The following is a 26,199-nucleotide window of genomic DNA, read 5'->3' as shown; positions in this document are numbered from 1 at the left end:
CACGAGGTCCGTCGGGGAGCGGGCTCCCGGCACACTCGCGACACCGACGGGCTCCGCCCTGGCCCCGGCGTCGGGGGCCGGCTCTGCGGTTTCCCACGGCCACGGGCTCCATGGCACGTCCGACGACCAGGTCGAGACGGGGTCGGCCGCGGGCAACGCCCCCTCGGAGGAGGCGGGTTCGGCCCGCGACGGCCGACCGCCCGGGTCAGTTCCGCCGAGCGGTCCGCACGACGGTGAAGACCGCGCCCTCGGGGTCGGCCACCGTCGCCTGCCGGCCGCTCGTGCCCTCGTACGGTTCACGCACGACGTGGCCGCCGAGGTCCACCACCGTGACCGCGATCGCGTCGGGGTCCTCGACCTCGAAGTAGGTCATCCAGTACGAGCCCCTGTCGCGCGGCAGGGCATGACCCACTCCGTGGATCGAGGCCACCGGGCGGTCGTCCAGACGCAGCGTCAGCAGGTCGGTGCCGGCCGGGACCACGGGCTCGAGGTCGTAACCGAAGACCGACTCGTAGAACTTGCCGACCGCCGACGTCTCCCGCGTCATCAACTCGTTCCACACGGGCGTGCCGTGGGTGCCGAAGAGGGCGGTGCCCGTGTGCGCTGCGGCCTGCCAGGCGCCGAAGACCGCGCCCTCCGGGTCGGCGGCGATGACGAGCCGTCCCGCGTCCGCCGCGTCGAGCGGCCCGACCCCGATCGTGCCGCCGCACATCCTGATCCGCTCGGCGGTCTCGTCGATGTCGTCCGAGGCCATGTACGGCGTCCACGCGATCGGCAGCTGGCGGTCCGCCGGCAGCCGGCCGATGCCGGCCACCTCCTTGCCGTCGAGCAGCGCTCGGACGTACGGGCCGAGTTGCTGCGGCCCGGGGACGAATTCCCAGCCGAACAGCTCCCGGTAGAAGTCCTGCGTCGCGTCGAGTCCGTGCACCATGAGGCTCACCCAGCAGGGCTCGCCGGGTCTGCGCCGAGTCGCCTCGGTCGTCATCGTCACTCTCTCCTCGGACCATCGTCGTCGTGGCCGTGCGGGGGACCGGCGGCCGTCGTACGGGACGGCCCTCACCCCGTGCAGATGCTCGCACCACCGGGCGCGCCGCGCGTCACGGCCGCGCCGCTCTTCCCCGGGGATCCCCCGGGGAAGGATGCCCGTTCCCGCACCTTCCATCCTCGGTGCGGCCATTGACGTCGCTGCGCGAGGGCCCGCCGGCCCTTGCGCGAAGATGGCGTCATGAACCCCATCATCACCGCTACCGAACTCGCCGACGAGTCAGCCGGCCGGCGGCCTCCGGTGCTGCTCGACGTCCGCTGGCAGCTCACCCTGGCCAAGGCCGCCGGTGCCGCACCCTTCGACGGCCGGGCCGCCTACGAGGCCGGTCACATCCCCGGGGCCGTGTACGTCGACCTCGACTCCGAACTGGCGGGACCACCCGGGCGGGGCGGGCGGCATCCGCTACCGGACACGGAGACCTTCGGCGCGGCGATGCGCCGCGCTGGTGTGTCGGGTGGCGTCCCGGTCGTCGTCTACGACGGGGGACAGGGCTGGGGCGCGGCGCGGGCGTGGTGGCTGCTGCGGTGGGCGGGACACCCGGACGTCCGTGTCCTGGACGGAGGTCTCGCGGCTTGGGACGGCCCGTTGAGCACGGACGTCACTCCCACGGCTCCGGGCGACTTCACTCCCGTGCCCGGTGGTCTGCCGCTGCTCGACGCGGACGGTGCGGCGGCCCTCGCCCGGTCCGGACTCCTGCTGGACGCCCGGGCCGCCGAGCGCTACCGGGGCGACGTGGAGCCGATCGACCCGGTCGGCGGGCACATTCCCGGCGCGGTCTCGGCTCCGACGACGGACAACGTCCCGGAGGGCGCCACCACCTTCCTGCCCCGCGAGGAACTTGCCGCCCGTTTCAAGCGCCTGGGCGCCGAGGACGCTCGCGAGGTCGGTGTCTACTGCGGCTCCGGGGTCTCCGGCGCCCACGAGGTCCTGGCCCTGGCGATCGCCGGAATCCCGGCGGCGCTCTACGCCGGTTCCTGGTCGGAGTGGTCCTCCGATCCCACCCGGCCGGTCGCGACCGGCCCCGAGCCGCAGTAGCGGGCAGAGGGCAGGCCGGCACCGGCGCCACGCGGGGCCGGCCGTCTTCGGGGCCCGCCGGTCGCGGCGAGGGCCGGAGCGCCGGGCGTGCATCCGTGCCCACGGGGGAGGCCGCTCGGTGAGAACGCCGGGCCCGTTCGGGGACGGAAGCCGCCCGCGACGCCGGCGCCTGGACGCCACCGCCCAGGCGCCGGCGGCCGAGGCCGCAGAGCCCGGCGTGAACGTGAGGACGACCGCGGCCAAGGGCCGCAAGCCGGCTGCGTGCTGGCAGGCACCACGCCGGTCCTCGTCCACAACACCAAGCCGTGCGCCCGTGGACCTCCTACCGCAAGGTCGACGAGGACGGTCACCCCGGGAACGGCACCCTGGCCCCCACGAACGAGGACCTGGGCATGGCGGAGAAGCGGCTCGGACCGGGTTACAAGGAACCGGTTCCTGGCAGCGGCCGGTACGTGTCAACAGACGGAACCCGCGTGGCCCGGATGGGTGATTCCGACATTCTGTGTGAACATGGCGGCGGGCCGCACGTGAACTTCGAGCGCATGGAGCCCCACCCAAGAAGCCGGGCCGGATGATGGTCGTCGAGGACCCGTCACATCTACCTCGAACAGGAGCAGAAAATGATCGAGGTACCGAAGTAGCAACCCGGCGAACCACTGCGCTTCGCCTGGGACGACGGCTTCGAGATCGAACTGGCGGTCAGGCGCGGGGAGGTCGTCCTCAAGGCGAATCCCGCGGGGCCGGCCTCTCTGGCGCGGCACCTGCTGACCCTCGCGCAGGACGGGGTGCGCATCTCCACCTCGCCGCCGACCAGGAGGTCGACGGCGAGTTCGGCCTCATCCTCGAGCGGACCGACTAAAGCCTGCACGAGGAGCTGGGTCCGGCCCCGTGGTGGGCCTGCTCGGTTGATTCGGCAACGCCCCGGTTCGCCGTGCCGGGCGTCGCGACGGGGCGAACCGCCTGATGCGGCACCGGGAACGGTGGTGGGCTCATACGGAAACCGTATGAGCCCACCACCGCGATGGCCCGAAAGCGCTACTCCTGCTTCTTCCGGCGGGTGCCGAACACGATCTCGTCCCAGCTGGGCACCGCCGCCCGGCGGCCCGGGCGGACGCCGTCCGCCTCGGCCTGCCGGTCCGTGGTTCCGGTGAGGCGATCGCGGTGGCCGGTGACCGACCGCGGCATCAGGACGTCCGCGTACGCCGAGCCGGCGCCGGCGGACGCCGCGGGGGCAGGGGGCTCCTCGGCCTCCGGTTCCTCGACGGGCTCGGCGGCCGGCGTCTCCGGGGTCGGCCGCTCCGGCACCACGAGGTCGCCGCGGAAGCTCGGGACCGCCTCCAGCAGGCTGGTGAGCGAGTCCCGTTCGGTCTCGTCGGTCTCCGGCGCCGGAAGCTGCGCGGGGCGGTCCGGGACGCGGTCGAGCGGCCGGTCCGGGGGGAGCCGGGCGATACGCGGTACGAACGGAAAGCTCGGCTCATGGGTGACGCCGATGGCGTCGTCCGTCTCCCCGATCAGCGCCCGGGCCTCGTCGTCGACGGCCTGGACCAGCCGGCGCGGCGGGTCGTACGTCCAGCTCGCCGAGTGCGGCTCTCCCGCCACCCGGTAGACCAGCAGCACTTCCCAGGTGCCGTCGTCGCGCCGCCATGAGTCCCACCGGACGGTGTCCTTCTCGGCACCCCGCAGGAGCAGGCGCTCCTGCACGGCCTCGCCGAGCTGTGGGCCGGTGTTCTCCCCGGGGCGGCGGACGGGCGTCTTGCGCGCACGCTCCGCCATGAACGCGCGCTCGGCGAGGACGGGCCCCTCGAACCGGCGCACCCGTTCCACGGGAATGCCGGCGAGCTGGGCGACCTCCTCCGCGGACGCACCTGCTCGTATACGTGCCTGGATGTCGCGCGGGCGGAGGTGGCTCTCGACCTCGATCTCGATCTGGCCGAGGCGCGCGCGGTCGTTGCGGACGGCGGCGCGCAGCCGTTCGTCAATCGGAAGCGTGTACTCCGTGCTGTCCGCAGCCTTCAGCACCAGTCGTGTGCCGTCGTTTGAGACGGCCACGACACGCAGTTCGGGCATGGGGACCTCCCGGGTGGTGCCTGCCGACGTCACGTGCGTCGCTGCTTCCGCTAGTCGAGTGTGGCCTGCCCGGGTGCAGCCTGCCACAACCTTGTCGAGTTGCCCGGCGTGTCGGGCATGGGCCCTGGACCGCCGTTATGGCACGGTTACCTGTTTGCAACGCAGGGTGACGAGCATCGTCACCCACTACAGCAGGCGACCGCGCGGTGCCACGGCGCCGCCGGTTCGAGTGCCGCTTTCGGCCCCCTGTTCCCGGGGCCGCGCACCCGCGAGAGAGACCGGACCCAGGGCTCGTCACAGTACTCCATTCGGGCCATCGGGGTGGACCGGCGCGCCGCCGAACTTGTCACGGAGGCCGCAAGTTCCGTTCCTCTACCCCGGATTCGGGGGTGGCAAGCTTCACGGAATCCGCATAGTCGGAACTATTCGATTCGCCCATATGTCCCTTCTTGGTGCACGGTGGGACAGATGGGTAAGCAGAAGTCGGATATGCATCACACAAGGGACGACGGCGCGGCGGAGCGGAAGGAGCGGCGACTGGACCTGAGCGTTCCGCAGGTCGCGGGCAGTGCCCTCGCGGCGGTCGCGGCGGCCGTCTTCGCCTCTCAACTCGGCGTCTACGGAACGATTCTGGGCGCCGGAGTGGTGAGTGTGGTGGCCACCTGCGGCGGCTCCCTCTTCCAGCACCTGTTCCGGCGAACCGGCGAACAGATCCGCGATGTCACGCAGCAGGCCGGTCCCAAGGTCTCCCGCCCGCCCGCCGGTTCCTCGGCGGCGGAGCCCTCCGCGTACGGTGAGCCGTCCGGTCACCGGGAGTTCGGCGCCACGACCACCCACGGCACCCGCGCCCGCGGCCGGAAACGGCGCTTGGTCGCCGCCGCCGTCGTGTTCGCCGTCGCGATGCTCGGCATCACCGGGTACGAACTCGCGTCCGGCCGGGACCTAAGCGGCGGGCGGGGCACCACGGTGGGCACGGCCGTCCGCGGCGGCGACCGGGCCGGCGACGGGTCGCCCTCGCCGTCGAGTCCCCGGGGAGACCGGGACGACGGGCGGCAGGGGCAGCGGGGCGGTGACCACGACGGCACTTCCGGGACGGACGACGGCTCCGGTGCGGGCGGCGGCGAGGGCGACCGGGGCGGGAGCGGCACCGAGGGCGACGGCCGAGGCGGCTCCGGCTCCACGTCGGGCTCCGTTCCGGGGGCGGACGTTGGCGAGGGGGACCGGCCGTCCCCCGGCCCCTCCGCTTCCAGCGGTGGCGAGAATCCGGCGGTGCCGCAGGACCCGACGCCCTCCGCGCCCGCGCCCGCCGAGTCGACGCGAGGGGCCGCGCCGGACGCCTCCTAGGGCAGGCGCCGGAGCCCGATCGCAGGGCAATACACCTAGGCGCCCAGCACCCGCCGCAGATGGTCGTTGCCGAACACCCGGTCGGGATCCAGCCGGTCGCGCAGTGCCAGGAACTCGCCGAACCGCGGGTACACGCTCTCGAAGTACTCCGCGTCGCGTGTGTGGATCTTGCCCCAGTGCGGCCGGCCGCCGTGCGCGGTCATGATCCGCTCCACCGCGGTGAAGTACGAGCGGTACGGCGTGCCCTTGTACATGTGTACGGCGATGTACGCGGTCTCGCGCCCGGACGCGGTGGACAGGGTGATGTCGTCGGCGGGTGCCGTCCGCACTTCCACGGGGAAGCTGATCCGCAGCGGCGAACGGTCGACCATGGCCTTCAGCTCGCGCAGTGCGGCGACCGCGGCCTCCCTCGGGAGCGCGTATTCCATCTCGACGAAGCGCACTCGGCGGGGACTTGTGAAGACCTTGTAAGGAATGTCCGTGTACGTACGGGCGGACAGCGCACGGCTGGAGACCTTGGCGATCGCCGGAATCGTGGCCGGTATCGCACGTCCGAGTGAATTGACCACCTGAAACAGTCCGTTGGAGAGGAGCTCGTCCTCGATCCACCCGCTGACCGCTCCGGGCGGGGCGACGGGGCCGGAGCTGCGGTTGTTGCGTTTGGTGTTGCAGTTGCCCGTGTGCGGGAACCAGTAGAACTCGAAGTGCTCGTTCTCCGCGTGCAGCTCGTCGAACTCCGACGTCACCCGATCGAAGGGCATCGGCTCCTCGCGAGCCGTCAACACGAACATCGGCTCGACTGCGAAGGTGATCGCGCTGATCACGCCCAGTGCGCCGAGTCCGATCCTGGCCGCGGCGAAGAGCTCGCGCTCCTCCTCGGTCCCCTTCTCGGAGCAGGTCAGCAGCGAACCGTCCGCCGTGATCAGTTCGATCCCCCGGATCTGCGCGGCGATCGAGGCGGAGTCGCGGCCGGTGCCGTGCGTCCCGGTGCTGGTGGCTCCCGCGACCGTCTGCTCCATGATGTCGCCCATGTTCGTGAGCGACAGGTCCTCGCGGGCGAGCGCGGCGTTGAGCCGCTTCAGCGGGGTGCCGGCCTCGACGGTCACCGTCATCGCCGTACGGTCGATCTCCCTGATGCCGGTGAGGAGATCGGGCCGGACCAGCACGCCGTCCGTCGCGGCGATCGCGGTGAACGAATGACCGGTGCCGACCGTCTTCACCCGCAGGCCGTCCTCCGCGGCGCGGCGCACGGCCTCGGCCAGTTCCCCCGCCGAGGCTGGGGTGACCTCCCGCTGCGGACGGGCGGTCACCGTGCCCGCCCAGTTACGCCACGCGTTCCTCGTCATGGTCCTGGATGTGCTCGTCATCCCGCCCCTCCCGCGTCGGCACCGGCCTGCGCAGCCGGCGGTACCCCGAGAACGCGACCACGACCGCGAGCGCTCCCGCCACCGCGGGCACCGCGTACGCGGCACCGGCCCCGTACTCGTCCACCACCCATCCGGAGGCCGACAAGCCGAGCGAGACGCCGACCGCGAGCCCGGTACCGGTCCAGGTCATGCCCTCGGTCAGCTTGGTGCGCGGTACGTGCGTTTCGACGAGGGCCATGGTCGTCACCATGGTGGGCGCGATGGCCAGGCCCGCGACAAAGAGCGCCACGGCCAGGACCACCAAGTTCCCGGCCAGTTGGAGGGGGATCATACTCACGGCCATCGCGCACACGCCCAGTACCCACCTGCGGGCCGGCTCGCCCTTCAGGTGCAGCAGTCCGAAGACCGCTCCGGCGAGGCAGGAGCCCAGCGCGTAGACCGCCAGGACCAGGCTGGCCGCGGCCTTGCTGCCCTGCTCCTCGGCGTAGGCCACCGTCACCACGTCGATCGAGCCGAAGATGGCGCCCGTCGCGACGAAGGTCACGACCAGCACCCGCAGGCCGGGGGAGCGCAGCGCGGAACCGCCGCTGTCGGACGTGCGCGGGTGCGGCGAGGGCTCGGTCGCGCGCTGCGCCGTGAGCCAGAGCACGCCGACCACCAGGAAGGCGGTGGCCAGCAGCGGGCCCGCCTCGGGGAACCAGACCGTGGACAGCCCGATGGAGATGATCGGGCCGACGATGAAGCACACCTCGTCGACGATCGACTCGAAGGCGTACGCGGTGTGCAGTTCGCGGGGCGAACCGTGGTAGATCGCCGCCCAGCGGGACCGCGTCATCGCGCCGACGGCCGGAATGCAGCCGGCACAGCCGGTGAAAGCGAACAGCATCCAGTTCGGCGCCCCTTGCTGGGCGCAGACGAGAAGTCCCCCCACCGCGGCGACCGAGATCAGCAGGGCGGGGCGCAGCACCCTGCTCTGCCCGTGCCGGTCGACCAGCCGGGAGACCTGGGGGCCGAGTACGGCCGCCGACAGCGCCAGGGTCGCGGAGAGCCAGCCGGCGAGGCTGTAGCGCCCCGTCAGCTGGGAGACCATGGCCACGATGCCGACGCCCATCATGGACAGCGGCATGCGCCCGAAGAAGCCTGCGGCGGAGAACGCCAGGGTGCCGGGGGCCGCGAATATGGCGCGGTAGGGACTGGGCAAGACGGCGCTCCGTAAGGAATGTGAGTGGCCGGTACAGCTTACTGGTGAGGCAACCCTTACTCCAGTGCGGTTTTCCCGCTGTCCGAGGCTGGTGGGAGGATCGCACCATGGCCGAACCGCGCGACCCCGCACCCTACGACGCCCTGCTGCTGCTCTCCTTCGGCGGTCCCGAGGGACCGGACGACGTGGTCCCGTTCCTGGAGAACGTGACGCGCGGCCGCGGCATCCCCAGGGAACGCCTCGAGGAAGTCGGTCAGCACTACTTCCTCTTCGGCGGGGTCAGTCCGATCAACGACCAGAACCGCGCGCTGCTGGACGCGCTCCGCGAGGACTTCGCCGGCGCCGACCTCGATCTGCCGGTCTACTGGGGAAACCGGAACTGGGCGCCGTACCTGACGGACACCCTCCGGGAGATGGTCCTCGACGGGCGCCGCCGGGTGGCCGTGCTCGCCACCAGCGCGTACGCCTCGTACTCGGGCTGCCGGCAGTACCGGGAGAACCTCGCGGACGCGCTCGCCGCGCTGGAGGCGGAGGGACTGCCGCTGCCGCGCGTCGACAAGCTGCGGCACTACTTCAACCACCCCGGTTTCATCGCCCCGATGGTGGAGGGCGTGCTCGCGTCACTCGCCGACCTGCCCGAGGACGTGCGGGCGGGCGCGCACCTGGCGTTCACCACCCACTCGATCCCGGACGCGGCCGCGGACAGCTCGGGTCCGGTCGCCGAGCACGGCGACGGCGGGGCGTACGTGAAGCAGCACCTCGACGTGGCGCGGGTGATCGTCGACGCCATCAGGAGGGAGACCGGCACCGACCACCCCTGGCGACTCGTGTACCAGTCGCGCAGCGGCGCCCCGCACATCCCCTGGCTGGAGCCGGACATCTGCGACCACCTGGAGGAGCTGCACGGCGACGGGGTCCCGGCGGCCGTGATGGTGCCGATCGGCTTCGTGTCGGACCACATGGAGGTCCTGTACGACCTGGACACGGAGGCCACGGCCAAGGCCGCGGAACTGGGGTTCCCGGTCCGTCGGTCGGCGACGGTCGGGGCGGACCCGCGTTTCGCGGCGGCGGTCCGCGACCTGCTCCTGGAGCGTGCGGCGACCGAGCGGGGGAAGGTGGTGGAGCGGTGCGCGCTCGGTGCGCTCGGTCCGTCCCACGACCTCTGCCCGATCGGATGCTGCCCCGCGAGGTCGGAGCGCCCCGCGGCGGCCGGCGCGGACAGCCCGTACGCCTAGTACCGCGGACCTCGGACGTACGGACGGAGAGTCGCCGTACGGACGGACGGGGACGTGCGGTCGCCGCCCGCACGTCCCGGCACATGACACAGCCACGCACCCTGGAGCCGTTCCGTGACCGACCCTCTGCTCGACGAACTGCTGTCCCTCGCGCTGGAGGCCGCGCGCCGGGCGGGTGAGCTGCTGCGGGACGGCAGGCCCGACGACCTCGCCGTCGCCGCGACCAAGTCCAGCCCGATCGACGTCGTGACCGAGATGGACATCGCCGCCGAGAAGCTGATCACTGGCTTCCTCACCGGAGCCCGGCCGGACGACGGCTTCCTCGGCGAGGAGGGGGCCTCCACGGAGGGCACGAGCGGTGTCCGCTGGGTCGTGGACCCGCTCGACGGCACCGTGAACTACCTCTACGGCCTGCCGACGTGGGCCGTGTCCATCGCGGCCGAGTGGGACGGAGAGACCGTCGTCGGCGTCGTCGAGGTGCCGATGCGCGGTGAGACGTACCGGGCCGTGCGCGGGGGCGGCGCCTTCTGCGGCGACCGCCCGCTCCGGTGCCGGCCCGCACCGCCGCTGGACCAGGCACTGGTCTCGACGGGGTTCAACTACGTCCAGTCCGTGCGCTGTCACCAGGCGGAAGTGGCGCGACAGCTGATCCCGTGCTTCCGTGACATCCGGCGTGGCGGCTCGGCCGCGGTGGACCTCTGCGACGTGGCCGCCGGCCGTCTGGACGGCTACTACGAGCGGGGCCTGCACCCCTGGGACCTCGCGGCGGGCGACCTCGTCGCCCGTGAGGCGGGGGCCCTCACCGGGTCCCGCCCGGGGGAACCGCCGAACCGCGACCTGGCAGTCGCCGCGTCGCCCGGCGTCTTCACCCCGCTCCAGCGCCTGCTCGACGAGCTGGGCGCCTGGCACGACTGAGCGCGCCCGGCGACCGTCCCCGGTTCCGGCCCGGGTCGCACATGCGTGAGGGTCCGGTGCCGTCCCACGGCACCGGACCCTCACGGGCCGGTCAGGCGCTGACGGCGCCGAACTTCACGCCGTGCTCCGCCGCGAGACGGTGCAGGTCCTCCAGCTCGGCCTGCTCGACCTCCGCCAGGAAGTCGTCGCCGTCCTCACGGGCCCGCGTGAGGTCGGTCTCCGTGGCCTTGATGCGCTGCAGAAGACCTGCGGTGAATGCGTCCATGGTCGCGCCCCCTCGTCGTGGGTCGGTGGCGGGTGGTGGATCACGCGCACCCTCTGGGGGACAGAGAGACGGGGTGTGGCATGCCACATACACGGCGTGATCGCGGGGTGTGCACTCGTCCTCCCCACGGCCATCCTCAGGGAAACCTCAACTCCACGGGGAACCGCGTGAATTCCCTGTGCACTCCTGGTGCCCCCGGGGTGCGTCTTCTCCGTCTTACAGCCGGTTTACGCGCGTAAGGGGCAGGATGGAGACACAACGAACCACCATTCGACCACCGACCTGCCCGAGGTCACCGTCGACCTGCCCCGGTCACGGTACCGGGCGGTCACACAGGAAGGACCAGCCTCGTGCGCGTACTCGTCGTCGAGGACGAGCAGCTGCTCGCCGATGCGGTGGCCACCGGACTGCGCCGGGAGGCCATGGCGGTCGACGTCGTGTACGACGGCGCCGCCGCCCTCGAACGCATCGGCGTCAACGACTACGACGTGGTCGTCCTCGACCGCGACCTCCCCTTCGTCCACGGCGACGACGTCTGCCGCAAGATCGTCGAACTCGGCATGCCCACGCGCGTCCTGATGCTGACCGCCTCCGGCGACGTCAGCGACCGCGTGGAGGGACTGGAGCTCGGGGCGGACGACTACCTGCCCAAGCCCTTCGCGTTCACCGAGCTCACCGCGCGTGTGCGCGCGCTGGGCCGGCGGACGACCGTGCCGCTGCCGCCCGTCCTGGAGCGTGCGGGGATCAAGCTCGACCCCAACCGGCGGGAGGTGTTCCGCGAGGGCCGGGAGATCCAGCTCGCCCCCAAGGAATTCGCCGTGCTGGAGGTTCTCATGCGCAGCGAGGGCGCGGTCGTCTCGGCCGAACAACTGCTCGAGAAGGCATGGGACGAGAACACGGACCCGTTCACCAACGTCGTCCGGGTCACCGTCATGACCCTGCGCCGCAAGCTCGGGGAGCCCCCGGTGATCGTCACCGTCCCGGGCTCCGGCTACCGGATCTGAGCGTGGCGACGGCACCCGCGCCCCCCACGGCGCCCCCCAAGCCCACCTGGGACCCGAGAGAGCCCGTCGGGCCGCTGCTGCGTCCCACCATCCGGATAAGGCTCACCCTGCTGTACGGCGGGATGTTCCTGATCGCGGGCATCCTGCTGCTGTCGATCATCTATCTGCTGACGGCCCAGGCGCTGCACGACGGGATCCGCCAGTCCGTCGAGGTCGGCGCGCCGCCGGGCGCGAACGTCACGATCACCAGCCCCACGTGCCCCCGAATCAACGACCTGATCGACAACGGCCAGCGGAACGCTGCGCTGAAGCTGTGCATCGCCGAGCAGCGCCAGCAGGCCCTCGACGAACTCCTGACCCGCTCGCTCTTCGCGCTCCTCGGCCTCAGCGTGATCGCGTTCGCCTTCGGCTACGCCATGGCCGGTCGTGTCCTGTCCCCGCTCGGCAAGATCACCCGCACCGCCCGCCGGGTCGTCGGCACGGACCTCTCGCGGCGGATCGAGCTGGAGGGCCCGGACGACGAGCTGAAGGAGCTCGCGGACACCTTCGACGAAATGCTGGAGCGGTTGGAGAGGGCCTTCTCCGCACAGCAGCGGTTCGTCGCCAACGCCTCGCACGAGCTGCGCACGCCCCTGGCGATCAACCGGACCCTGCTGGAGGTGCACCTTTCCGACCCGGGTGCCCCTCCCGAGCTGCAGCAGCTCGGGAAGACCCTGCTCGCCACCAACGAACGGAGCGAGCAGCTCGTGGAGGGACTGCTGCTGCTCGCCCGCAGCGAGAACCAGATCGTGGAGCGCAAGCCCGTCGACCTGGCCGAGGTCGCCGGCCGCGCCGTGGACCAGACGAGGGCGGAGGCCGAGGCCAAGGGCGTCGAGATCCGCGGGGAGCGAGTCCCCGCGGTGGTCCAGGGCAACGGCGTGCTGCTGGAGCGGATCGCCCTGAATCTCGTGCAGAACGCGGTGCGGTACAACCTCGCGGACGGCGGCTGGGTCGAGGTCACCACCGAGGTCCAGCACGGCCAGGCGGTGCTGGTGGTGGCGAACACCGGGCCGGTGGTGCCCGCGTACGAGATCGACAACATCTTCGAGCCATTCCGGCGGCTCCACCAGGAGCGCACCGGCAGTGACAAGGGGGTCGGACTTGGCCTGTCGATCGCGCGATCCGTCGCGAGGGCCCACGGTGGCCGTATCATCGCGGAGCCGCGCGAGGGCGGCGGCCTCGTCATGCGCGTCACCCTGCCGCTCTGAAGACATGCTCCAGGGCCGCAGATGACACCGAAGGGCCGCCGAGGGAGACGCCGCTGTTCGCTTTACGCGGAATTTTCGGACCCGCCCCCGGAGATTCGCTGTGTGATCGATCACAGAGGCGAATTTCCGGCCATGTACTCTCCGTCGTCAAAGTTCCTGTGAAACGCCGGGAAAGTCCGGGTTTCCGGGGGTCGGGATGACGGGAAGTACACGGGGTGGCGCCCGTGAAGTGCGACATTAGGACCGTGTACGGTCCTGATCGCCATCCAAGCTGATCACTCATGAGGGATCGGGTTGGGTGTCGATTGAGTAACAGACCTTGATGTGAGGCAAAATCTCCGCCTCAGGTCGGGCACAAGTCCGGCCTCTCACGCGTTACGTGCGCTGGAGACACCGCAAACACCCAGAGGGGGAGAGCGACATGGCTACGGATTACGACACCCCACGCAAGACCGACGACGACATCGATTCCGACAGCCTCGAAGAGCTGAAGGCGCGCCGGAACGACAAGACGACCTCCACGGTCGACGTCGACGAGTTCGAGGCCGCAGAGGGCCTGGAGCTGCCCGGAGCGGACCTCTCGAACGAGGAGCTGGCCGTCCGGGTGCTGCCCAAGCAGGCGGACGAGTTCACCTGCATGAGCTGCTTCCTGGTCCACCACCGCAGCCAACTGGCCCGAGAGAAGAACGGCCAGCCGATCTGCCGCGACTGCGACTGAGGTCCGGTCGGCCGTGGCAGGTGACGGACCGGCGGACCGGCCGGTGAAACGGCGCTTCCGCCGGAAGGGGCCCCCGGACGCACATCCGGGCGGTACCGGCCCGTGGGACGGCGAGAAGTCGTCGGACGGGCATGACAAGGCTGCCCACCTGCCCTCTCCCGGTGCGCGTGACGACGAGCGGGGCCTGCCGGCCTCGCTCGAGGCCGCGACCAAGACGGGGTCCCCGACCAGGGCCCGGCGCCTGGACGCCGTCAGGCAGGGAGTCCGCAGGAGCGGCGCGGCCGCCATGACCGGCGTGCGCAAGAGCGGCGACGCCGCGAAGGTCGCGCTGGGCTTCGTCGCCGACCGGCTCATCGAGTACACGCCGCGGATTCCCGTCCGCGATCTCACCACCCTGCGGGCGCAGTTCCCGGGCCTCGGTCCGGAGCAGATCGCGGACAAACTGATCGCGGGTGCGGCCAACGGCACGTCGACCGTGGGCGCCGGGATCGGCGCGGCGGCCATGATGCCGGTGCCGCCCGCACTGCCGGCCGAGCTGGCGACGGAGATCATCGGCGTCGCGGCGATCGAGCTCAAGCTGATCGCCGAACTTCACGAGGTCTACGGCCGACGCCCGCCCGGCAACCTCAAGGAGCGCTCCACCGCCTACCTGAGCAGCTGGTCGGAGGAGCGCGGCATCGACGTGTCCGAACCGTCGACGATCAACGCGGCCCTGGGCGGCCGGATGAAGCGCGAGCTCCGGCAGCAGATCATGAAACGCACGGTCCGCAATCTGCCGAACCTGATGCCCTTCATGATCGGTGCCGCCGTCGGCGCCGTGATGAACCGGCGGGACACCAGGAAACTGGCCGAGCGCATCCGCAAGGACCTGCGTGCCAGGCAGGTGCCCTGGGACGCGCTGCCCCCGCAGCCCCGGCTGGAACAGCCCGGCGAACTGCCGCACACCATCCCCGTCGAACTCCGCCGGGAACTCGACCGCTGACTCCGCGCACAAGGACACGCGCTCGCGGGCACGCGCGCGGGCCCCACGGACACCCGTGGGCGGGCGTGCGGGGCCCGCTGAAGCCCGCCGACGGCGGTTCCCATCCGTCCGGGCCCGGCCGCTTCGGCCCGGGCCCTGCCGCCCCGTACCGGACGCGGGGCGAAGGCGTTCCGGCCCGGCCTCCGCCGCCCCTCAGCGCTCCCTGACGGCTTCGAGGGCGGCGATCAGGCCCTTCGGATCCCGCGTGGACAGGTACAGGTAAGGCGTCGGGTCCTCCGGGTCGGTGACCGGCACCCGCACCGCCGTCGGCACATAGCTGCGGAGCAGCATGAAGGCACGCGGATCCGCCTTGTACGAACGCCAGGCCCGGGCGTCCTCGGCCTCCAGAGCCTCGGGCTCGCCGAGCGCCGGCACGGGGATCCGGGCGTCGCCCGCCACCAGCGAGTCCGCCACCACCCTGATTCGGGCGGAGCCGTACGAGCTCACGCCGACCGCCGCCAGCGCGCCCGCCGCGATCAGCCCGCCGAGCATCGGCACCGTCCCCAGCGGCAGCAGGACCAGACCGCCCGAGACCGCCACCAGAGCGGTGATCAGCCACCAGGATCGGGGGACGGTGAGACGCTCGTCGTAGCGGGGTGCCGCGGGGGAGCCGGACGGCGTGGCGGAGGGCTGCATGAACCCAAGCTTGGCACGGCGAGACCGGCAGGTTGCCCCGCGGGTAAGGTCTGCGGCTGTGAGTACTGCAACGACCCCTCCCGCCGACGCCGCGGCGCCGGTACGGCACCCCGATGCGCCGGCCCCCGGCGAGCTCCTGGGCGCGCACTACGAGTACTGCTTCGGCTGCGGTGGCGGGCAGCCCCACGGGCTGCACCTGGAGGCGCGGGCCGGCGAGGGCGTCAGTCTCACCGCCGAGTTCACCGTGACCGCCGCCCACCAGGGAGCGCCGGGCCTCGCCCACGGAGGTGTCCTGGCCACCGCGCTCGACGAGACGCTCGGCTCGCTCAACTGGCTGCTGCGGGTGATCGCGGTGACCGGACGGCTGGAGACCGACTTCGTCCGTCCCGTTCCCGTGGACACGGTGCTGTTCCTGGAGGCCGAGGTCACCGCTGTCGCCGGCCGCAAGATCTACTCCCGGGCCACCGGCCGGATCGGCGGCCCCGAGGGCCCCGTCGCCGTCCGCGCCGAGGCCCTCTTCATCGAAGTCAAGGTCGACCACTTCATCGACAACGGCCGCCCGGAGGAGATCCAGGCGGCCATGGCCGACCCCGACCAGGTCAGGCGCGCCCGCGCCTTCGAGGTGAACCCCTGATGCGCGAACCCGTCGACGTACTCATCCGGCGCGTGGACCCGGAGGTGCCGATTCCGCGATACGGACATCCGGGCGACGCGGGCGTCGATCTGGTGACCACCCGGGCCGCCGAGCTGGCGCCGGGGGAGCGCGCCGTGCTGCCGACCGGGGTGTCCGTCGCGCTCCCGGACGGGTACGCGGCCTTCGTGCATCCGCGCTCCGGCCTGGCGGCCCGCTGCGGAGTGGCGCTCGTGAATGCCCCGGGGACGGTGGATGCCGGGTACCGTGGGGAGATCAAGGTGATCGTGGTCAATCTGGACCCGCACGAGAGCGTGCGGTTCGAGAGGTTCGACCGGATTGCTCAACTGGTCGTCCAGCAGGTCGAGAAGGTGCGCTTCCACGAGGTGGCGGAGCTTCCCGGCTCGGCGCGGGCCGAGGGGGGCTTCGGGTCCACCGGCGGTCATGCCGCCGTGGACGGACCGGGCGGCTCACAGGGTGGGAATCGATACGCTTCGGTCGTATCCGACCGGGAAGGACAGTGACGTGTTCGGACGTCGCAAGAAGAGCAGTCCCGCTGGAGAAGCAGCGGACGTGGCGGGCGAGGCCGAGCAGGTCGTCGACGAGCTCGACACGGACGACGCGGCGGAGCACGACGAGCCCCGCCGGGTGAACCTTCCGCCAGCGCCGCGACCGGACGGCCCCTGGGACGTCTCCGAGGTCTCCCGGCCCGAGGAGGGCCGCGTGGACCTGGGCGGTCTCCACGTGCCCGGGGTCGAGGGCATGGAGCTGCGCGTGGAGGTCGCGGGGGACGCGATCGTCGCGGCCACCATCGTGCTGCGTGACAGCGCGATCCAGTTGCAGGCGTTCGCCGCCCCGAAGAAGGAAGGCATCTGGGGCGAGGTCCGGGAGGAGATCGCCTCCGGCATCACCCAGCAGGGCGGCGTCATCGACGAGGTCGAGGGCCCCTTGGGCTGGGAGCTCCGGGCCCAGGTCCCGGTCCAGCTGCCCGACGGTACCGGCGGCGTACAGCTGGTGCGCTTCGTCGGCGTGGACGGGCCGCGCTGGTTCCTGCGCGGAGTGATCTCCGGGCAGGGCGCCGTGCAGCCGCAGGCCGCGGGTCTGCTGGAGCAGATCTTCCGGGACACGGTCGTGGTCCGCGGCGAGGGGCCGATGGCCCCCCGCGACCCGATCGTCCTGAAGCTGCCGAACGACGCGCAGATGGTGCCCGAGGGCGTCCAGCAGGAAGAGCAGGAGACGTCCCGCTTCTCCGGAGGCATGGGACAGCTGCAGCGCGGTCCGGAGATCACCGAGGTGCGCTGAGGCGGCTCCCTCCACGGCGGCGCGCCGCGGAGGCGTGCGGTGGGCCGCACCCCGGGGCGGGGTGCGGCCCACCGCCGTTCAACCCCCTTGCGCCCCGGGGCCGTTCCCGCCGACTCTGATCCCCGTTCCGGGGCAGGGGAGCCGGGGCGACGGCGGCCGCACGGTGAGTCGCCGGTGGCGCGACGGGGAGGGGAATCGCTTGGCGGACTGGCCCATGGTGCGCGTCGAGGACCTGCACCGCTCGTACGGCACCGGAGCCGCAGCGGTCCACGCCCTGCGCGGGGTGTCGGGGCTCGCCGACCAGGCGGCGCAGCGCCCCGGGGAGCCGTCCGGCGGCCGGCAGCAGCGGGTCGCCGTCGCCCGGGCCCTCGCCAACCTGCCGGCGCTGCTGATCGCCGACGAGCCGACCGATCAGCGCGGCGCCGAGACCGGAAAGCCTCGCCGTCATGGAACCGCTGCGGGCGGTCGTGCGCAGCGAGGACCTCACGGCGCTGGTCGTCACTCACGAAGCCCGGTTGCCGGGCCTCGCCGACCGGGTACTGGCCCTGAGCGACGGCGAGATCGCCGAGGGCTGACCACCGGGGTCCCCCCGACCAGGGGCGCCAGCGCGTCAGAATCGCGTCAATACGTCCCACGACAGAGCAAGCGGTCTGACGTGTCCGATTTCCTGGATGTAGTTTCGGCGGGGCGTCCACGGCGGGCGCAGCAGCCGGTGCCCGGCTGCCGGTGAAGGACAATGAGGCCATGGCGCGCGGCAGGCTACGGATCTATCTCGGAGCCGCACCGGGCGTGGGCAAGACCTACGCGATGCTCTCCGAAGCGCACCGGCGCGTCGAGCGGGGCACGGACTGCGTCGTCGGCTTCGTGGAGCACCACGACCGGCCGCGGACCGAGGGCATCCTGCACGGTCTGGAGCAGGTCCCCCGCGCCGAGCTCGAGTACCGGGACGCCGTCTTCACCGAGATGGACGTGGACGCCGTCCTGGCCCGCCGGCCCGCCGTCGCCCTCGTGGACGAACTGGCCCACACCAACGTGCCCGGCTCGCGCAACACCAAGCGCTGGCAGGACGTCGAGGAACTCCTCGCCGCCGGTATCGACGTGATCTCGACCGTCAACATCCAGCACCTGGAGTCACTGGGCGACGTGGTCGGGTCGATAACCGGCGTGCTGCAGCGGGAGACCGTCCCCGACGACGTCGTCCGCCGCGCCGACCAGATCGAACTGGTCGACATGTCGCCCCAGGCCCTGCGCCGGCGGATGGCCCACGGCAACGTCTACAAGCCCGACAAGGTCGACGCGGCACTGTCCGACTACTTCCGCCCGGGCAACCTCACGGCCCTGCGCGAGCTCGCCTTGCTCTGGGTCGCCGACCGCGTCGACGAGTACCTCCAGCAGTACCGCGGTGAGCACGACATCCGCTCCACCTGGCAGGCCCGCGAGCGCATCGTCGTCGGCCTCACCGGGGGCCCCGAGGGACGCACCCTGATCCGGCGCGCCGCCCGCCTCGCGGAGAAGGGCGCGGGCGGGGTGGTGCTGGCCGTCTACATCGCCCGCAGCGACGGACTGACCGCCGCCTCGCCCAAGGAACTCGCCGTCCAGCGCACGCTCGTCGAGCACCTCGGCGGTACCTTCCACCACGTCGTCGGCGACGACGTCCCCTCCGCGCTGCTGGAGTTCGCCCGCGGGGTCAACGCCACCCAGATCGTACTCGGCTCCTCACGGCGCAAGACCTGGCAATACGTCCTCGGCCCCGGTGTGGGCGCCACCGTCACCCGGGAGTCGGGCCCCGACCTGGACGTCCACATCGTCACCCACGAGGAGGCCGCCAAGGGCCGCGGGCTGCCCGTGGCCCGGGGCGCCCGGCTCGGCCGCGCACGGATCGTCGCGGGCTGGCTGGCCGGCGTCGCCGGCCCGGCGGTGCTGGCGCTGCTGCTCACGCACACCGACGCGGACCTCGGGCTGGCCAACGACATGCTGCTGTTCCTGTCGCTGACGGTGACCGCGGCGCTGCTCGGCGGCCTGCTGCCGGCCCTCGCCTCCGCCGCCTTCGGCTCGCTGCTGCTGAACTACTTCTTCGCACCGCCCCTGCACCGGTTCACGATCTCGGACCCGAAGAACATCGTCGCCATCGCGGTCTTCTTCGGAGTCGCCGTCGCCGTCGCGTCGGTCGTCGACCTCGCCGCCCGGCGGACCCAGCAGGCGGCCCGGCTGCGCGCGGAATCCGAGATCCTGTCGTTCCTCGCGGGCAGCGTGCTGCGCGGTGAGACGGCCCTCGACGCCCTGCTGGAGCGGGTCCGTGAGACCTTCGGCATGGAGTCCGTGGCCCTGCTGGAACGCCTGAGCGACGTGGACCCGTGGACCCGCGCGGGCAGCGTCGGACCACGGCCCGTCGGCCGTCCCGAGGACGCCGATGTGGACATACCCGTCGGCGAGAACATGGCCCTGGCGCTGTCCGGCCGCGTCCTGCCCGCCGAGGACCGGCGCGTGCTCGGCGCCTTCGCCGCCCAGGCCGCCGTCGTCCTCGAGCGGCAGCGGCTCGTCCACCGGGCCGAGGAGGGCCGCAAGCTCGCCGAGGGCAACCGCATCCGCACCGCGCTGCTCGCCGCGGTCAGCCACGACCTGCGCACCCCGCTCGCAGGCATCAAGGCGGCCGTGACCTCGCTGCGTTCCGACGACGTCGAGTGGTCCGAGGACGACCGGGCCGAACTCCTCGAAGGCATCGAGGCCGGTGCCGACCGGCTGGACCACCTGGTCGGCAACCTGCTCGACATGTCCCGGCTCCAGACCGGCACCGTCACCCCGCTCATCCGCGGCATCGACCTCGACGAGGTCGTCCCCATGGCCCTCGTCGGTGTTCCGGAGGGCAGCGTCGAGCTGGACATCCCCGAGACCCTGCCGATGGTGCGCATGGACAAGGGCCTGCTGGAGCGGGCCGTCGCCAACATCGTCGAGAACGCCGTCAAGTACAGCCCCGACGGCACCCCCGTCGCCGTCTCCGCGAGCGCCCACGGCGGCCGGGTCGAGGTACGGGTCGTGGACCGCGGCCGCGGCGTCCCGGACGACGCCAAGGACCGCATCTTCGAGCCCTTCCAGCGCTACGGCGACGCGCCGCGCGGCGCCGGAGTCGGGCTCGGCCTCGCCGTGGCCCGGGGCTTCGTCGAGGCGATGGACGGCACACTGTCCGCGGAGGACACCCCCGGCGGCGGCCTGACGATGGTCCTCACCCTCCAGACGGCCCCCGGCACCGCCGCCGCGGGCACCGGGACCCCCGCCACCCGGGTCGCCGGCTGACCCCGCCCGCCGACCCCGACGAACGGACGAGAGACGGAAGGAAGGCACGCATGACCCGAGTGCTCGTGGTCGACGACGAGCCGCAGATCGTACGCGCCCTGGTGATCAACCTGAAGGCGCGCAGCTACGAGGTCGACGCCGCCCCCGACGGCGCGACGGCCCTTCAGGTCGCCGCGGCGCGCCACCCCGATGTCGTCGTCCTCGACCTCGGGCTGCCGGACATGGACGGGGTCGAGGTGATCAAGGGCTTGCGGGGCTGGAGCCGCGTGCCGATCCTGGTCCTCTCCGCCCGGCACACCTCCGACGAGAAGGTCGAGGCCCTCGACGCCGGCGCCGACGACTACGTCACCAAACCGTTCGGCATGGACGAGCTGCTGGCCCGCCTGCGGGCCGCCGTGCGCCGTGCCGAGCCGGCCGGCGGGGACGAGGGCGAGATCGTGATCGTCGAGACCGAGGGTTTCACGGTCGACCTCGCGGCGAAGAAGGTCAACCGGGAGGGCAGGGACGTCCGGCTCACCCCGACCGAGTGGCACCTCCTGGAGGTCCTCGTCCGCAACACCGGCCGCCTCGTCAGCCAGAAGCAGCTGCTCCAGGAGGTGTGGGGGCCCTCGTACGGCACCGAGACGAACTACCTGCGGGTCTACATGGCCCAGCTGCGCCGCAAGCTGGAGACCGATCCGTCGCACCCCCGGCACTTCGTCACCGAGCCGGGCATGGGCTACCGCTTCGAGCGCTGAGGGCCCGCGCCGCCGCATCCACGGGCGGCGGGGCGCGGCGGCGCTTCTGCCGGTCCGCACCACACGGCTCTTGACGGTGCCCGTACATCGCCCCGGTACGCTTTCACCATGAGTGCTGTACCTCGATCCGGGAACGCCGAGAAGCCGGCAGGTCGCTTCCGGCGGATGCTCGACCGTCTGTCCAGCTCCCAGCAGGAACTCGAGTCCGCGGAGCTCAAGGAGGACGCGCAGGCATCGGGTTGCACGCCGATCTGCGACTGCGGCGACCGGCAGATCGTGAAGGTGACTGGTACCTTGCGCACGGTCACCCTGCGTCCGCGGGCCGGAGTCCCGGCCCTGGAGGCGGAACTCTTCGACGGGTCCGCGGCGCTGGACGTGGTGTGGCTGGGCCGGCGCTCCATCGTGGGCATAGAACCGGGCCGCAAGATGATCGCCTCCGGCCGGATCTCCATGAGCCAGGGCCGGCGGGTGCTGTTCAATCCCAAATACGAGCTCCGACCGCTCGGACAGGAGTAGCCGGTGACGTCCCTCGACAAGCCGACCACGCAGGAACAGGACGACGACGGCCACGGCCGGCACGCCAAGGCCGTGACCGAAGCGGCCCTGTTCGAGGCCTTCGGCGGTATCCGGGGCACGGTCGAGACGGTCCTGCCCGGACTGCTCTTCGTCACGATCTACACGATCAACAAGGACCTGCACATCTCGGCCATCGCGGCCCTCGGGCTGTCCCTGGCCCTCGTCGCCGTCCGGCTCGTCCGCCGGGACACCGTGAAGCACGCCTTCAGCGGCGTGTTCGGTGTGGCCTTCGGCGTCGTGTTCGCGATGATGACCGGCAACGCCAAGGACTTCTACCTGCCGGGCATGCTGTACACGCTGGGCCTCGCCCTCGCGTACATCATCACGACCCTGGCGGGCGTCCCCCTGATCGGCCTCATCCTCGGGCCGGTCTTCAAGGAGAACCTCTCCTGGCGCACCCGCAACCCCGGCCGCAAGAAGGCCTACGCCAAGGCCAGCTGGGCATGGGGCCTGATCCTGCTCGCCAAGTGCGCCATCCTCTTCCCGCTCTACTGGTGGGCGGACACGACCCAGCTCGGCTGGGTGCTGGTCGCGCTGAAGATCCCGCCGTTCCTGCTGGCGGTCTATCTGACCTGGGTCTTCCTGGCGAAGGCCCCGCCGCCCATCGACGTCTTCGCCGAGATGGAGGAGCAGGAGCGCGCCGAGGAGGCCCGCAAGGCGGCCGCGGCCCGCGAGGGCGAGGCGTAACCGCCCGGGCACGCACGGACCTCCGCCACCGACGCCCTCCGGGGCGCCGGCAGCCGGAAGGCCGATCGCCGGACCGACTGGATCGATCCCCCAGCCCGTCCGGCGATCGGCCTTCCGCGTTCCGTGCGGAGTCAGCCCGCCGTCGTCGGGTCCTCGCGGCGGTCCGACAGCAGGTCCTCCAGCTGCTCCTCGCGCGCCTGCGCGGCCACGAAGAGGAGCTCGTCGCCCGGCTCCAGGGTCTCCTCGTCGTGCGGAGTGAGCACCCGGGGCCCCCGGATGATCGTCACCAGCGAGGTGTCCTCGGGCCAGGCCACGTCGCCCACCTGCGTGCCGGCCAGCGCCGACTCCGGCGGCAGGGTCAGCTCGACGAGGTTGGCGTCGCCGTGGCTGAAGCGGAGGAGCCTCACCAGGTCGCCGACGCTCACGGCCTCCTCGACCAGCGCCGACATCAGACGCGGCGTGGACACCGCGACATCGACGCCCCACGACTCGTTGAACAGCCACTCGTTCTTGGGGTTGTTCACCCTGGCCACCACGCGCGGCACGCCGTACTCGGTCTTCGCGAGCAGGGAGACGACGAGGTTCACCTTGTCGTCACCCGTCGCCGCGATCACCACGTTGCAGCGCTGCAGCGCCGCCTCGTCCAGCGACGTGATCTCACAGGCGTCGGCCAGCAGCCACTCCGCCTGCGGCACCCGCTCCACCGAGATGGCGGTGGGCGCCTTGTCGACCAGGAGCACCTCGTGCCCGTTCTCCAGCAGCTCTCCCGCGATGGAACGGCCCACCGCGCCGGCCCCGGCAATCGCGACCCGCATCAGTGACCGCCCTCCTCGGGACCCTGGGCGAACGCCGCCTCGACCTTCTCGATCTCGTCCGTGCGCATCATCACGTGCACCAGATCGCCTTCCTGCAGCACGGTCTGGGAAGTCGGCAGGACCGCCTCGCCCAGCCGGGTGAGGAACGCGACCCGCACACCGGTCTCCTCCTGCAGCCGGCTGACCTTGTGGCCGATCCAGGCCGGGGAGGTGTGGACCTCGGCGAGCTGCACCGCGCCGCTCGGGTCCCGCCACAGCTCCTCCGCCCCGGAGGGCAGCAGCCGGCGGAGCATCTGGTCCGCGGTCCAGCGGACCGTCGCCACGGTGGGAATGCCCAGCCGCTGGTAGACCTCGGCGCGCCGCGGGTCGTAGATGCGGGCCGCGACGTTCTCGATCCCGAACATCTCGCGGGCCACCCGCGCGGCGATGATGTTGGAGTTGTCACCGCTGCTGACCGCCGCGAAGGCGCCGGCCTCCTCGATGCCCGCCTCGCGGAGCGTGTCCTGGTCGAAGCCGACACCGGTGACCCGGCGCCCGCCGAACCCGGAGCCCAGACGGCGGAAGGCGGTGGGGTCCTGGTCGACGACGGCGACGGTGTGCCCCTGCTGCTCCAGGGTCTGCGCGAGCGCGGCTCCCACACGCCCACAACCCATGATCACGATGTGCACCTATCTACCCCGCAGTCCTGGTCATCCCGATGACCTGCGCAAACACCCTGCTCACTCTTCTCTCTCGGCTCTGCCGGGCAACGACGGGGCTCAGAGTGCGGTGGTCGCCCCAGACGAGCTTATGACGCGCTCCCCGCGTTGCCCTCATCCGCGGTGCCGATACCGCCGGTAGACCCGATGACGTAGCACTACGTGGCTGCTGCGTTGCCGCAGCGTGGCCGAGCGGAGGCGATTTCGTGGCGGAGGGGCCCACGGGTGGGCGCCGTCAAGAGGAACCCCTTACGATCCTCTCCGTGTCCAAACTGACCGACCTGCCCAAACGCATCCTGATCGGCCGGGCGCTGCGGAGCGACAGGCTGGGAGAGACGCTCCTGCCGAAGCGGATCGCGCTCCCCGTCTTCGCCTCCGACCCGCTGTCCTCGGTGGCGTACGCGCCCGGGGAAGTGCTGCTCGTCCTCTCGATCGCGGGTGTGTCGGCCTACCAGTACAGCCCCTGGATCGCGGCCGCCGTCGTGGTCCTGATGTTCACCGTCGTCGCCTCGTACCGGCAGAACGTCCACGCGTACCCGAGCGGTGGCGGCGACTACGAGGTGGCGAACACCAACCTCGGCCCGAGGGCCGGTCTCACCGTCGCCAGCGCCCTCCTCGTCGACTACGTCCTCACCGTGGCCGTGTCGATCTCCTCCGGAGTGGAGAACCTGGGCTCCGCGGTCCACTTCGTGATCGAGCACAAGGTGCTCAGCGCCGTCGTCATAATCCTGCTGCTGACCCTGATGAACCTGCGCGGGGTCAAGGAGTCCGGGAAGCTCTTCGCGATCCCCACGTACGTCTTCGTCTTCGGCGTCTTCACCATGATCGCCTGGGGTGCCTTCAAGGGCTTCGTCCTCGACGACACCATGCGCGCCCCGACCGCGGACTTCGAGATCAGACCCGAGCAGCAGGGCCTGGCCGGCTTCGCCATGGTCTTCCTGCTGCTGCGCGCCTTCTCCTCCGGTTGTGCCGCGCTCACCGGAGTCGAGGCCATCAGCAACGGCGTCCCCGCCTTCCGCAAGCCCAAGAGCCGGAACGCCGCCACGACACTGCTGTTCATGGGGATGCTCGCGGTCACCATGTTCTGCGGCATCATCGGCCTGGCCATGGCCAGCGACGTACGGATGGCCGAGAACCCCGCCCACGACCTCGTCCAGAACGGACAGCCGGTCGGCCCCGGCTACGTCCAGGATCCGGTGATCTCGCAGGTGGCGGCAGCCGTCTTCGGCGAGCAGACCTTCTTCTTCGTCCTGCTCGCCGCGGCCACCGCGCTCGTCCTCTTCCTGGCCGCCAACACCGCTTACAACGGCTTCCCGCTGCTCGGCTCGATCCTCGCCCAGGACCGGTACCTGCCGCGCCAGCTGCACACCCGCGGCGACCGGCTCGCCTTCTCCAACGGCATCGTGCTGCTCGCCGGCGCGGCCATGCTGCTGGTCTGGGTCTACGGCGCCGACTCCACGAAGCTCATCCAGCTCTACATCGTCGGTGTCTTCGTCTCCTTCACCCTCAGCCAGACCGGCATGGTCCGGCACTGGAACCGCCATCTGCGGACGGAGCGGGACCCGGCCGCACGGCGCCGCATGATCCGCTCGCGGGCGATCAACGCCTTCGGCGCCTTCTTCACCGGTCTCGTCCTGGTCGTCGTCCTCGTCACCAAGTTCACTCACGGCGCCTGGGTGGCGCTCCTGGGCATGGTGATCTTCTACGGGACCATGTCGGCGATCCGCCGCCACTACGACCGGGTGTCCGACGAGATCGCCGCACCCGTCGAGCCCTCCGACGACAGCGTCCGGCCCTCCCGGGTCCACTCCATCGTGCTGGTGTCCAAGGTCCACCGGCCGACCCTGCGGGCCCTCGCCTACGCCAAGCTCATGCGCTCCGACAAGCTGGAGGCCCTCAGCATCGACGTCGACCCGGCGGAGACGAAGGCGCTGAAGGAGGAGTGGGACCGGCGCGGTATCAACATCCCGCTGAAGATCCTCCACTCGCCGTACCGCGAGATCACCCGGCCGATCATCGAGTACGTGAGGAGCCTTCGGCGGGAGAGCCCGCGCGACGCCGTCAGTGTGATCATCCCCGAGTACGTGGTCGGCCACTGGTGGGAGCACCTGCTGCACAACCAGAGCGCCCTGCGCCTCAAGGGCAGGCTGCTGTTCACCCCCGGCGTCATGGTCACCTCCGTCCCCTACCAGCTCCAGTCCTCCGAGCTGGCCAAGAAGCGGGCCAGGAAGCGCCAGGAGTGGAACGCGCCCGGATCGGTGCGCCGCGGCCCGGTGAGCGACCAGACCAAGGAGTCCAGCGGCCGGAGCTGACACGGGTACGGGCACCGGCCGCACGGGCCGGGGCACCCTCCGGCCCACGT

At 71.6% G+C, this 26,199-nt stretch carries 25 protein-coding genes and 1 pseudogene; 17 read left to right on the top strand and 9 right to left on the bottom strand.

What is annotated here, in order from left to right:
• Positions 1-205: 205 nt before the first annotated feature.
• Entirely contained in the window at positions 206-985 is a 780-nt protein-coding gene (locus FEF34_RS09010; protein WP_138052679.1) for a VOC family protein, read from the bottom strand.
• Between the two features lie 240 nt (positions 986-1,225).
• On the opposite strand from FEF34_RS09010, the gene FEF34_RS09005 reads away from it, so the two are divergent.
• Positions 1,226-2,080: a sulfurtransferase gene (locus FEF34_RS09005; protein ID WP_138052678.1), complete on the top strand. Its 855-nt coding sequence runs from the start codon at positions 1,226-1,228 to the stop codon at positions 2,078-2,080.
• Between the two features lie 598 nt (positions 2,081-2,678).
• Here the strand turns inward: FEF34_RS09005 and FEF34_RS41150 are convergent.
• The gene (locus FEF34_RS41150; protein ID WP_171052882.1) at positions 2,679-2,948 is read right to left on the bottom strand and encodes a hypothetical protein; all 270 of its coding nucleotides are present in this window, start codon (positions 2,946-2,948) and stop codon (positions 2,679-2,681) included.
• Positions 2,949-3,115: 167 nt separating this feature from the next.
• The gene (gene sepH / locus FEF34_RS08995) at positions 3,116-4,180 is read right to left on the bottom strand and encodes a septation protein SepH (RefSeq protein WP_138052677.1); all 1,065 of its coding nucleotides are present in this window, start codon (positions 4,178-4,180) and stop codon (positions 3,116-3,118) included.
• Between the two features lie 456 nt (positions 4,181-4,636).
• Here sepH and FEF34_RS08990 point away from each other — a divergent pair, with 456 nt between their 5' ends.
• Complete coding sequence (locus FEF34_RS08990; RefSeq protein ID WP_234042342.1) at positions 4,637-5,491, top strand: hypothetical protein; 855 nt, start codon at positions 4,637-4,639, stop codon at positions 5,489-5,491.
• A gap of 35 nt (positions 5,492-5,526) precedes the next feature.
• Here the strand turns inward: FEF34_RS08990 and FEF34_RS08985 are convergent, their stop codons facing one another.
• Both FEF34_RS08985 and FEF34_RS08980 read right to left on the bottom strand, forming a co-directional pair.
• Positions 5,527-6,858 (bottom strand): D-arabinono-1,4-lactone oxidase, encoded by a 1,332-nt coding sequence (locus FEF34_RS08985; protein ID WP_138052675.1) that lies wholly within the window; start codon positions 6,856-6,858, stop codon positions 5,527-5,529.
• Positions 6,815-8,059 carry an MFS transporter gene (locus FEF34_RS08980; protein ID WP_138052674.1) on the bottom strand — a complete coding sequence of 415 codons (1,245 nt, stop codon included), beginning with the start codon at positions 8,057-8,059 and terminating at the stop codon, positions 6,815-6,817. The genes FEF34_RS08985 and FEF34_RS08980 overlap by 44 nt, the downstream gene beginning before the upstream one ends.
• A 107-nt stretch (positions 8,060-8,166) precedes the next feature.
• Between FEF34_RS08980 and FEF34_RS08975 the strand changes: the two genes are divergently transcribed.
• Positions 8,167-9,294, top strand: a complete 1,128-nt coding sequence (locus FEF34_RS08975) for a ferrochelatase (protein WP_138052673.1) — start codon at positions 8,167-8,169, stop codon at positions 9,292-9,294.
• Positions 9,295-9,408: 114 nt separating this feature from the next.
• Entirely contained in the window at positions 9,409-10,209 is an 801-nt protein-coding gene (locus FEF34_RS08970; RefSeq protein ID WP_138052672.1) for an inositol monophosphatase family protein, read from the top strand.
• A gap of 91 nt (positions 10,210-10,300) precedes the next feature.
• Here FEF34_RS08970 and FEF34_RS41145 read toward each other — a convergent pair whose 3' ends face one another.
• The gene (locus tag FEF34_RS41145) at positions 10,301-10,474 is read right to left on the bottom strand and encodes a hypothetical protein (protein ID WP_171052881.1); all 174 of its coding nucleotides are present in this window, start codon (positions 10,472-10,474) and stop codon (positions 10,301-10,303) included.
• Positions 10,475-10,824: 350 nt separating this feature from the next.
• Here FEF34_RS41145 and FEF34_RS08965 point away from each other — a divergent pair, with 350 nt between their 5' ends.
• The 4 genes from FEF34_RS08965 (at position 10,825) to FEF34_RS08950 (ending at position 14,425) form a co-directional block, all read left to right on the top strand.
• Positions 10,825-11,478 (top strand): response regulator transcription factor, encoded by a 654-nt coding sequence (locus FEF34_RS08965; protein ID WP_138052671.1) that lies wholly within the window; start codon positions 10,825-10,827, stop codon positions 11,476-11,478.
• A gap of 2 nt (positions 11,479-11,480) precedes the next feature.
• Positions 11,481-12,725 (top strand): sensor histidine kinase, encoded by a 1,245-nt coding sequence (locus FEF34_RS08960; RefSeq protein ID WP_138052670.1) that lies wholly within the window; start codon positions 11,481-11,483, stop codon positions 12,723-12,725.
• Positions 12,726-13,146: 421 nt separating this feature from the next.
• The gene (locus FEF34_RS08955) at positions 13,147-13,443 is read left to right on the top strand and encodes a DUF4193 domain-containing protein (protein ID WP_017946571.1); all 297 of its coding nucleotides are present in this window, start codon (positions 13,147-13,149) and stop codon (positions 13,441-13,443) included.
• 13 nt (positions 13,444-13,456) lie between these two features.
• On the top strand, positions 13,457-14,425 hold the full coding sequence (locus tag FEF34_RS08950) for a hypothetical protein (RefSeq protein ID WP_138052669.1): 969 nt from the start codon (positions 13,457-13,459) through the stop codon (positions 14,423-14,425).
• A gap of 192 nt (positions 14,426-14,617) precedes the next feature.
• Here FEF34_RS08950 and FEF34_RS08945 read toward each other — a convergent pair whose 3' ends face one another.
• On the bottom strand, positions 14,618-15,100 hold the full coding sequence (locus FEF34_RS08945; protein ID WP_138052668.1) for a DUF3093 domain-containing protein: 483 nt from the start codon (positions 15,098-15,100) through the stop codon (positions 14,618-14,620).
• A 58-nt stretch (positions 15,101-15,158) separates the two neighbouring features.
• Here FEF34_RS08945 and FEF34_RS08940 point away from each other — a divergent pair, with 58 nt between their 5' ends.
• From FEF34_RS08940 to FEF34_RS08905, 8 genes and pseudogenes are all read left to right on the top strand, one after another.
• On the top strand, positions 15,159-15,734 hold the full coding sequence (locus FEF34_RS08940; protein WP_138052667.1) for a PaaI family thioesterase: 576 nt from the start codon (positions 15,159-15,161) through the stop codon (positions 15,732-15,734).
• Positions 15,734-16,255 carry a dUTP diphosphatase gene (dut, locus tag FEF34_RS08935; protein WP_138052666.1) on the top strand — a complete coding sequence of 174 codons (522 nt, stop codon included), beginning with the start codon at positions 15,734-15,736 and terminating at the stop codon, positions 16,253-16,255. The genes FEF34_RS08940 and dut overlap by 1 nt, the downstream gene beginning before the upstream one ends.
• Position 16,256: 1 nt before the next feature.
• Complete coding sequence (locus tag FEF34_RS08930; RefSeq protein WP_138052665.1) at positions 16,257-17,033, top strand: DUF3710 domain-containing protein; 777 nt, start codon at positions 16,257-16,259, stop codon at positions 17,031-17,033.
• A 214-nt stretch (positions 17,034-17,247) separates the two neighbouring features.
• Positions 17,248-17,608 (top strand): annotated as a pseudogene (locus FEF34_RS08925) (ATP-binding cassette domain-containing protein).
• Positions 17,609-17,777: 169 nt separating this feature from the next.
• Entirely contained in the window at positions 17,778-20,324 is a 2,547-nt protein-coding gene (locus FEF34_RS08920; protein ID WP_138052664.1) for a sensor histidine kinase, read from the top strand.
• Between the two features lie 50 nt (positions 20,325-20,374).
• Entirely contained in the window at positions 20,375-21,061 is a 687-nt protein-coding gene (locus tag FEF34_RS08915; protein WP_138052663.1) for a response regulator, read from the top strand.
• Between the two features lie 108 nt (positions 21,062-21,169).
• Positions 21,170-21,577 (top strand): OB-fold nucleic acid binding domain-containing protein, encoded by a 408-nt coding sequence (locus FEF34_RS08910; protein WP_138052662.1) that lies wholly within the window; start codon positions 21,170-21,172, stop codon positions 21,575-21,577.
• Positions 21,578-21,580: 3 nt separating this feature from the next.
• On the top strand, positions 21,581-22,324 hold the full coding sequence (locus FEF34_RS08905) for a DUF3159 domain-containing protein (RefSeq protein WP_138052661.1): 744 nt from the start codon (positions 21,581-21,583) through the stop codon (positions 22,322-22,324).
• A 131-nt stretch (positions 22,325-22,455) separates the two neighbouring features.
• On the opposite strand, the gene FEF34_RS08900 is transcribed toward FEF34_RS08905, so the two are convergent.
• Both FEF34_RS08900 and FEF34_RS08895 read right to left on the bottom strand, forming a co-directional pair.
• Positions 22,456-23,139 carry a potassium channel family protein gene (locus FEF34_RS08900; RefSeq protein ID WP_138052660.1) on the bottom strand — a complete coding sequence of 228 codons (684 nt, stop codon included), beginning with the start codon at positions 23,137-23,139 and terminating at the stop codon, positions 22,456-22,458.
• A complete protein-coding gene (locus FEF34_RS08895; RefSeq protein ID WP_138052659.1) occupies positions 23,139-23,807 on the bottom strand; it encodes a potassium channel family protein in 669 nt (222 codons plus the stop codon). The genes FEF34_RS08900 and FEF34_RS08895 overlap by 1 nt, the downstream gene beginning before the upstream one ends.
• A gap of 293 nt (positions 23,808-24,100) precedes the next feature.
• Between FEF34_RS08895 and FEF34_RS08890 the strand changes: the two genes are divergently transcribed.
• Positions 24,101-26,149: an APC family permease gene (locus FEF34_RS08890; protein ID WP_138052658.1), complete on the top strand. Its 2,049-nt coding sequence runs from the start codon at positions 24,101-24,103 to the stop codon at positions 26,147-26,149.
• The last annotated feature ends 50 nt before the right edge of the window (positions 26,150-26,199 follow it).

This window comes from Streptomyces marianii, assembly GCF_005795905.1.
GTDB lineage: Bacteria > Actinomycetota > Actinomycetes > Streptomycetales > Streptomycetaceae > Streptomyces > Streptomyces marianii.
This window is presented reverse-complemented; position numbering and strand designations above follow the sequence as displayed.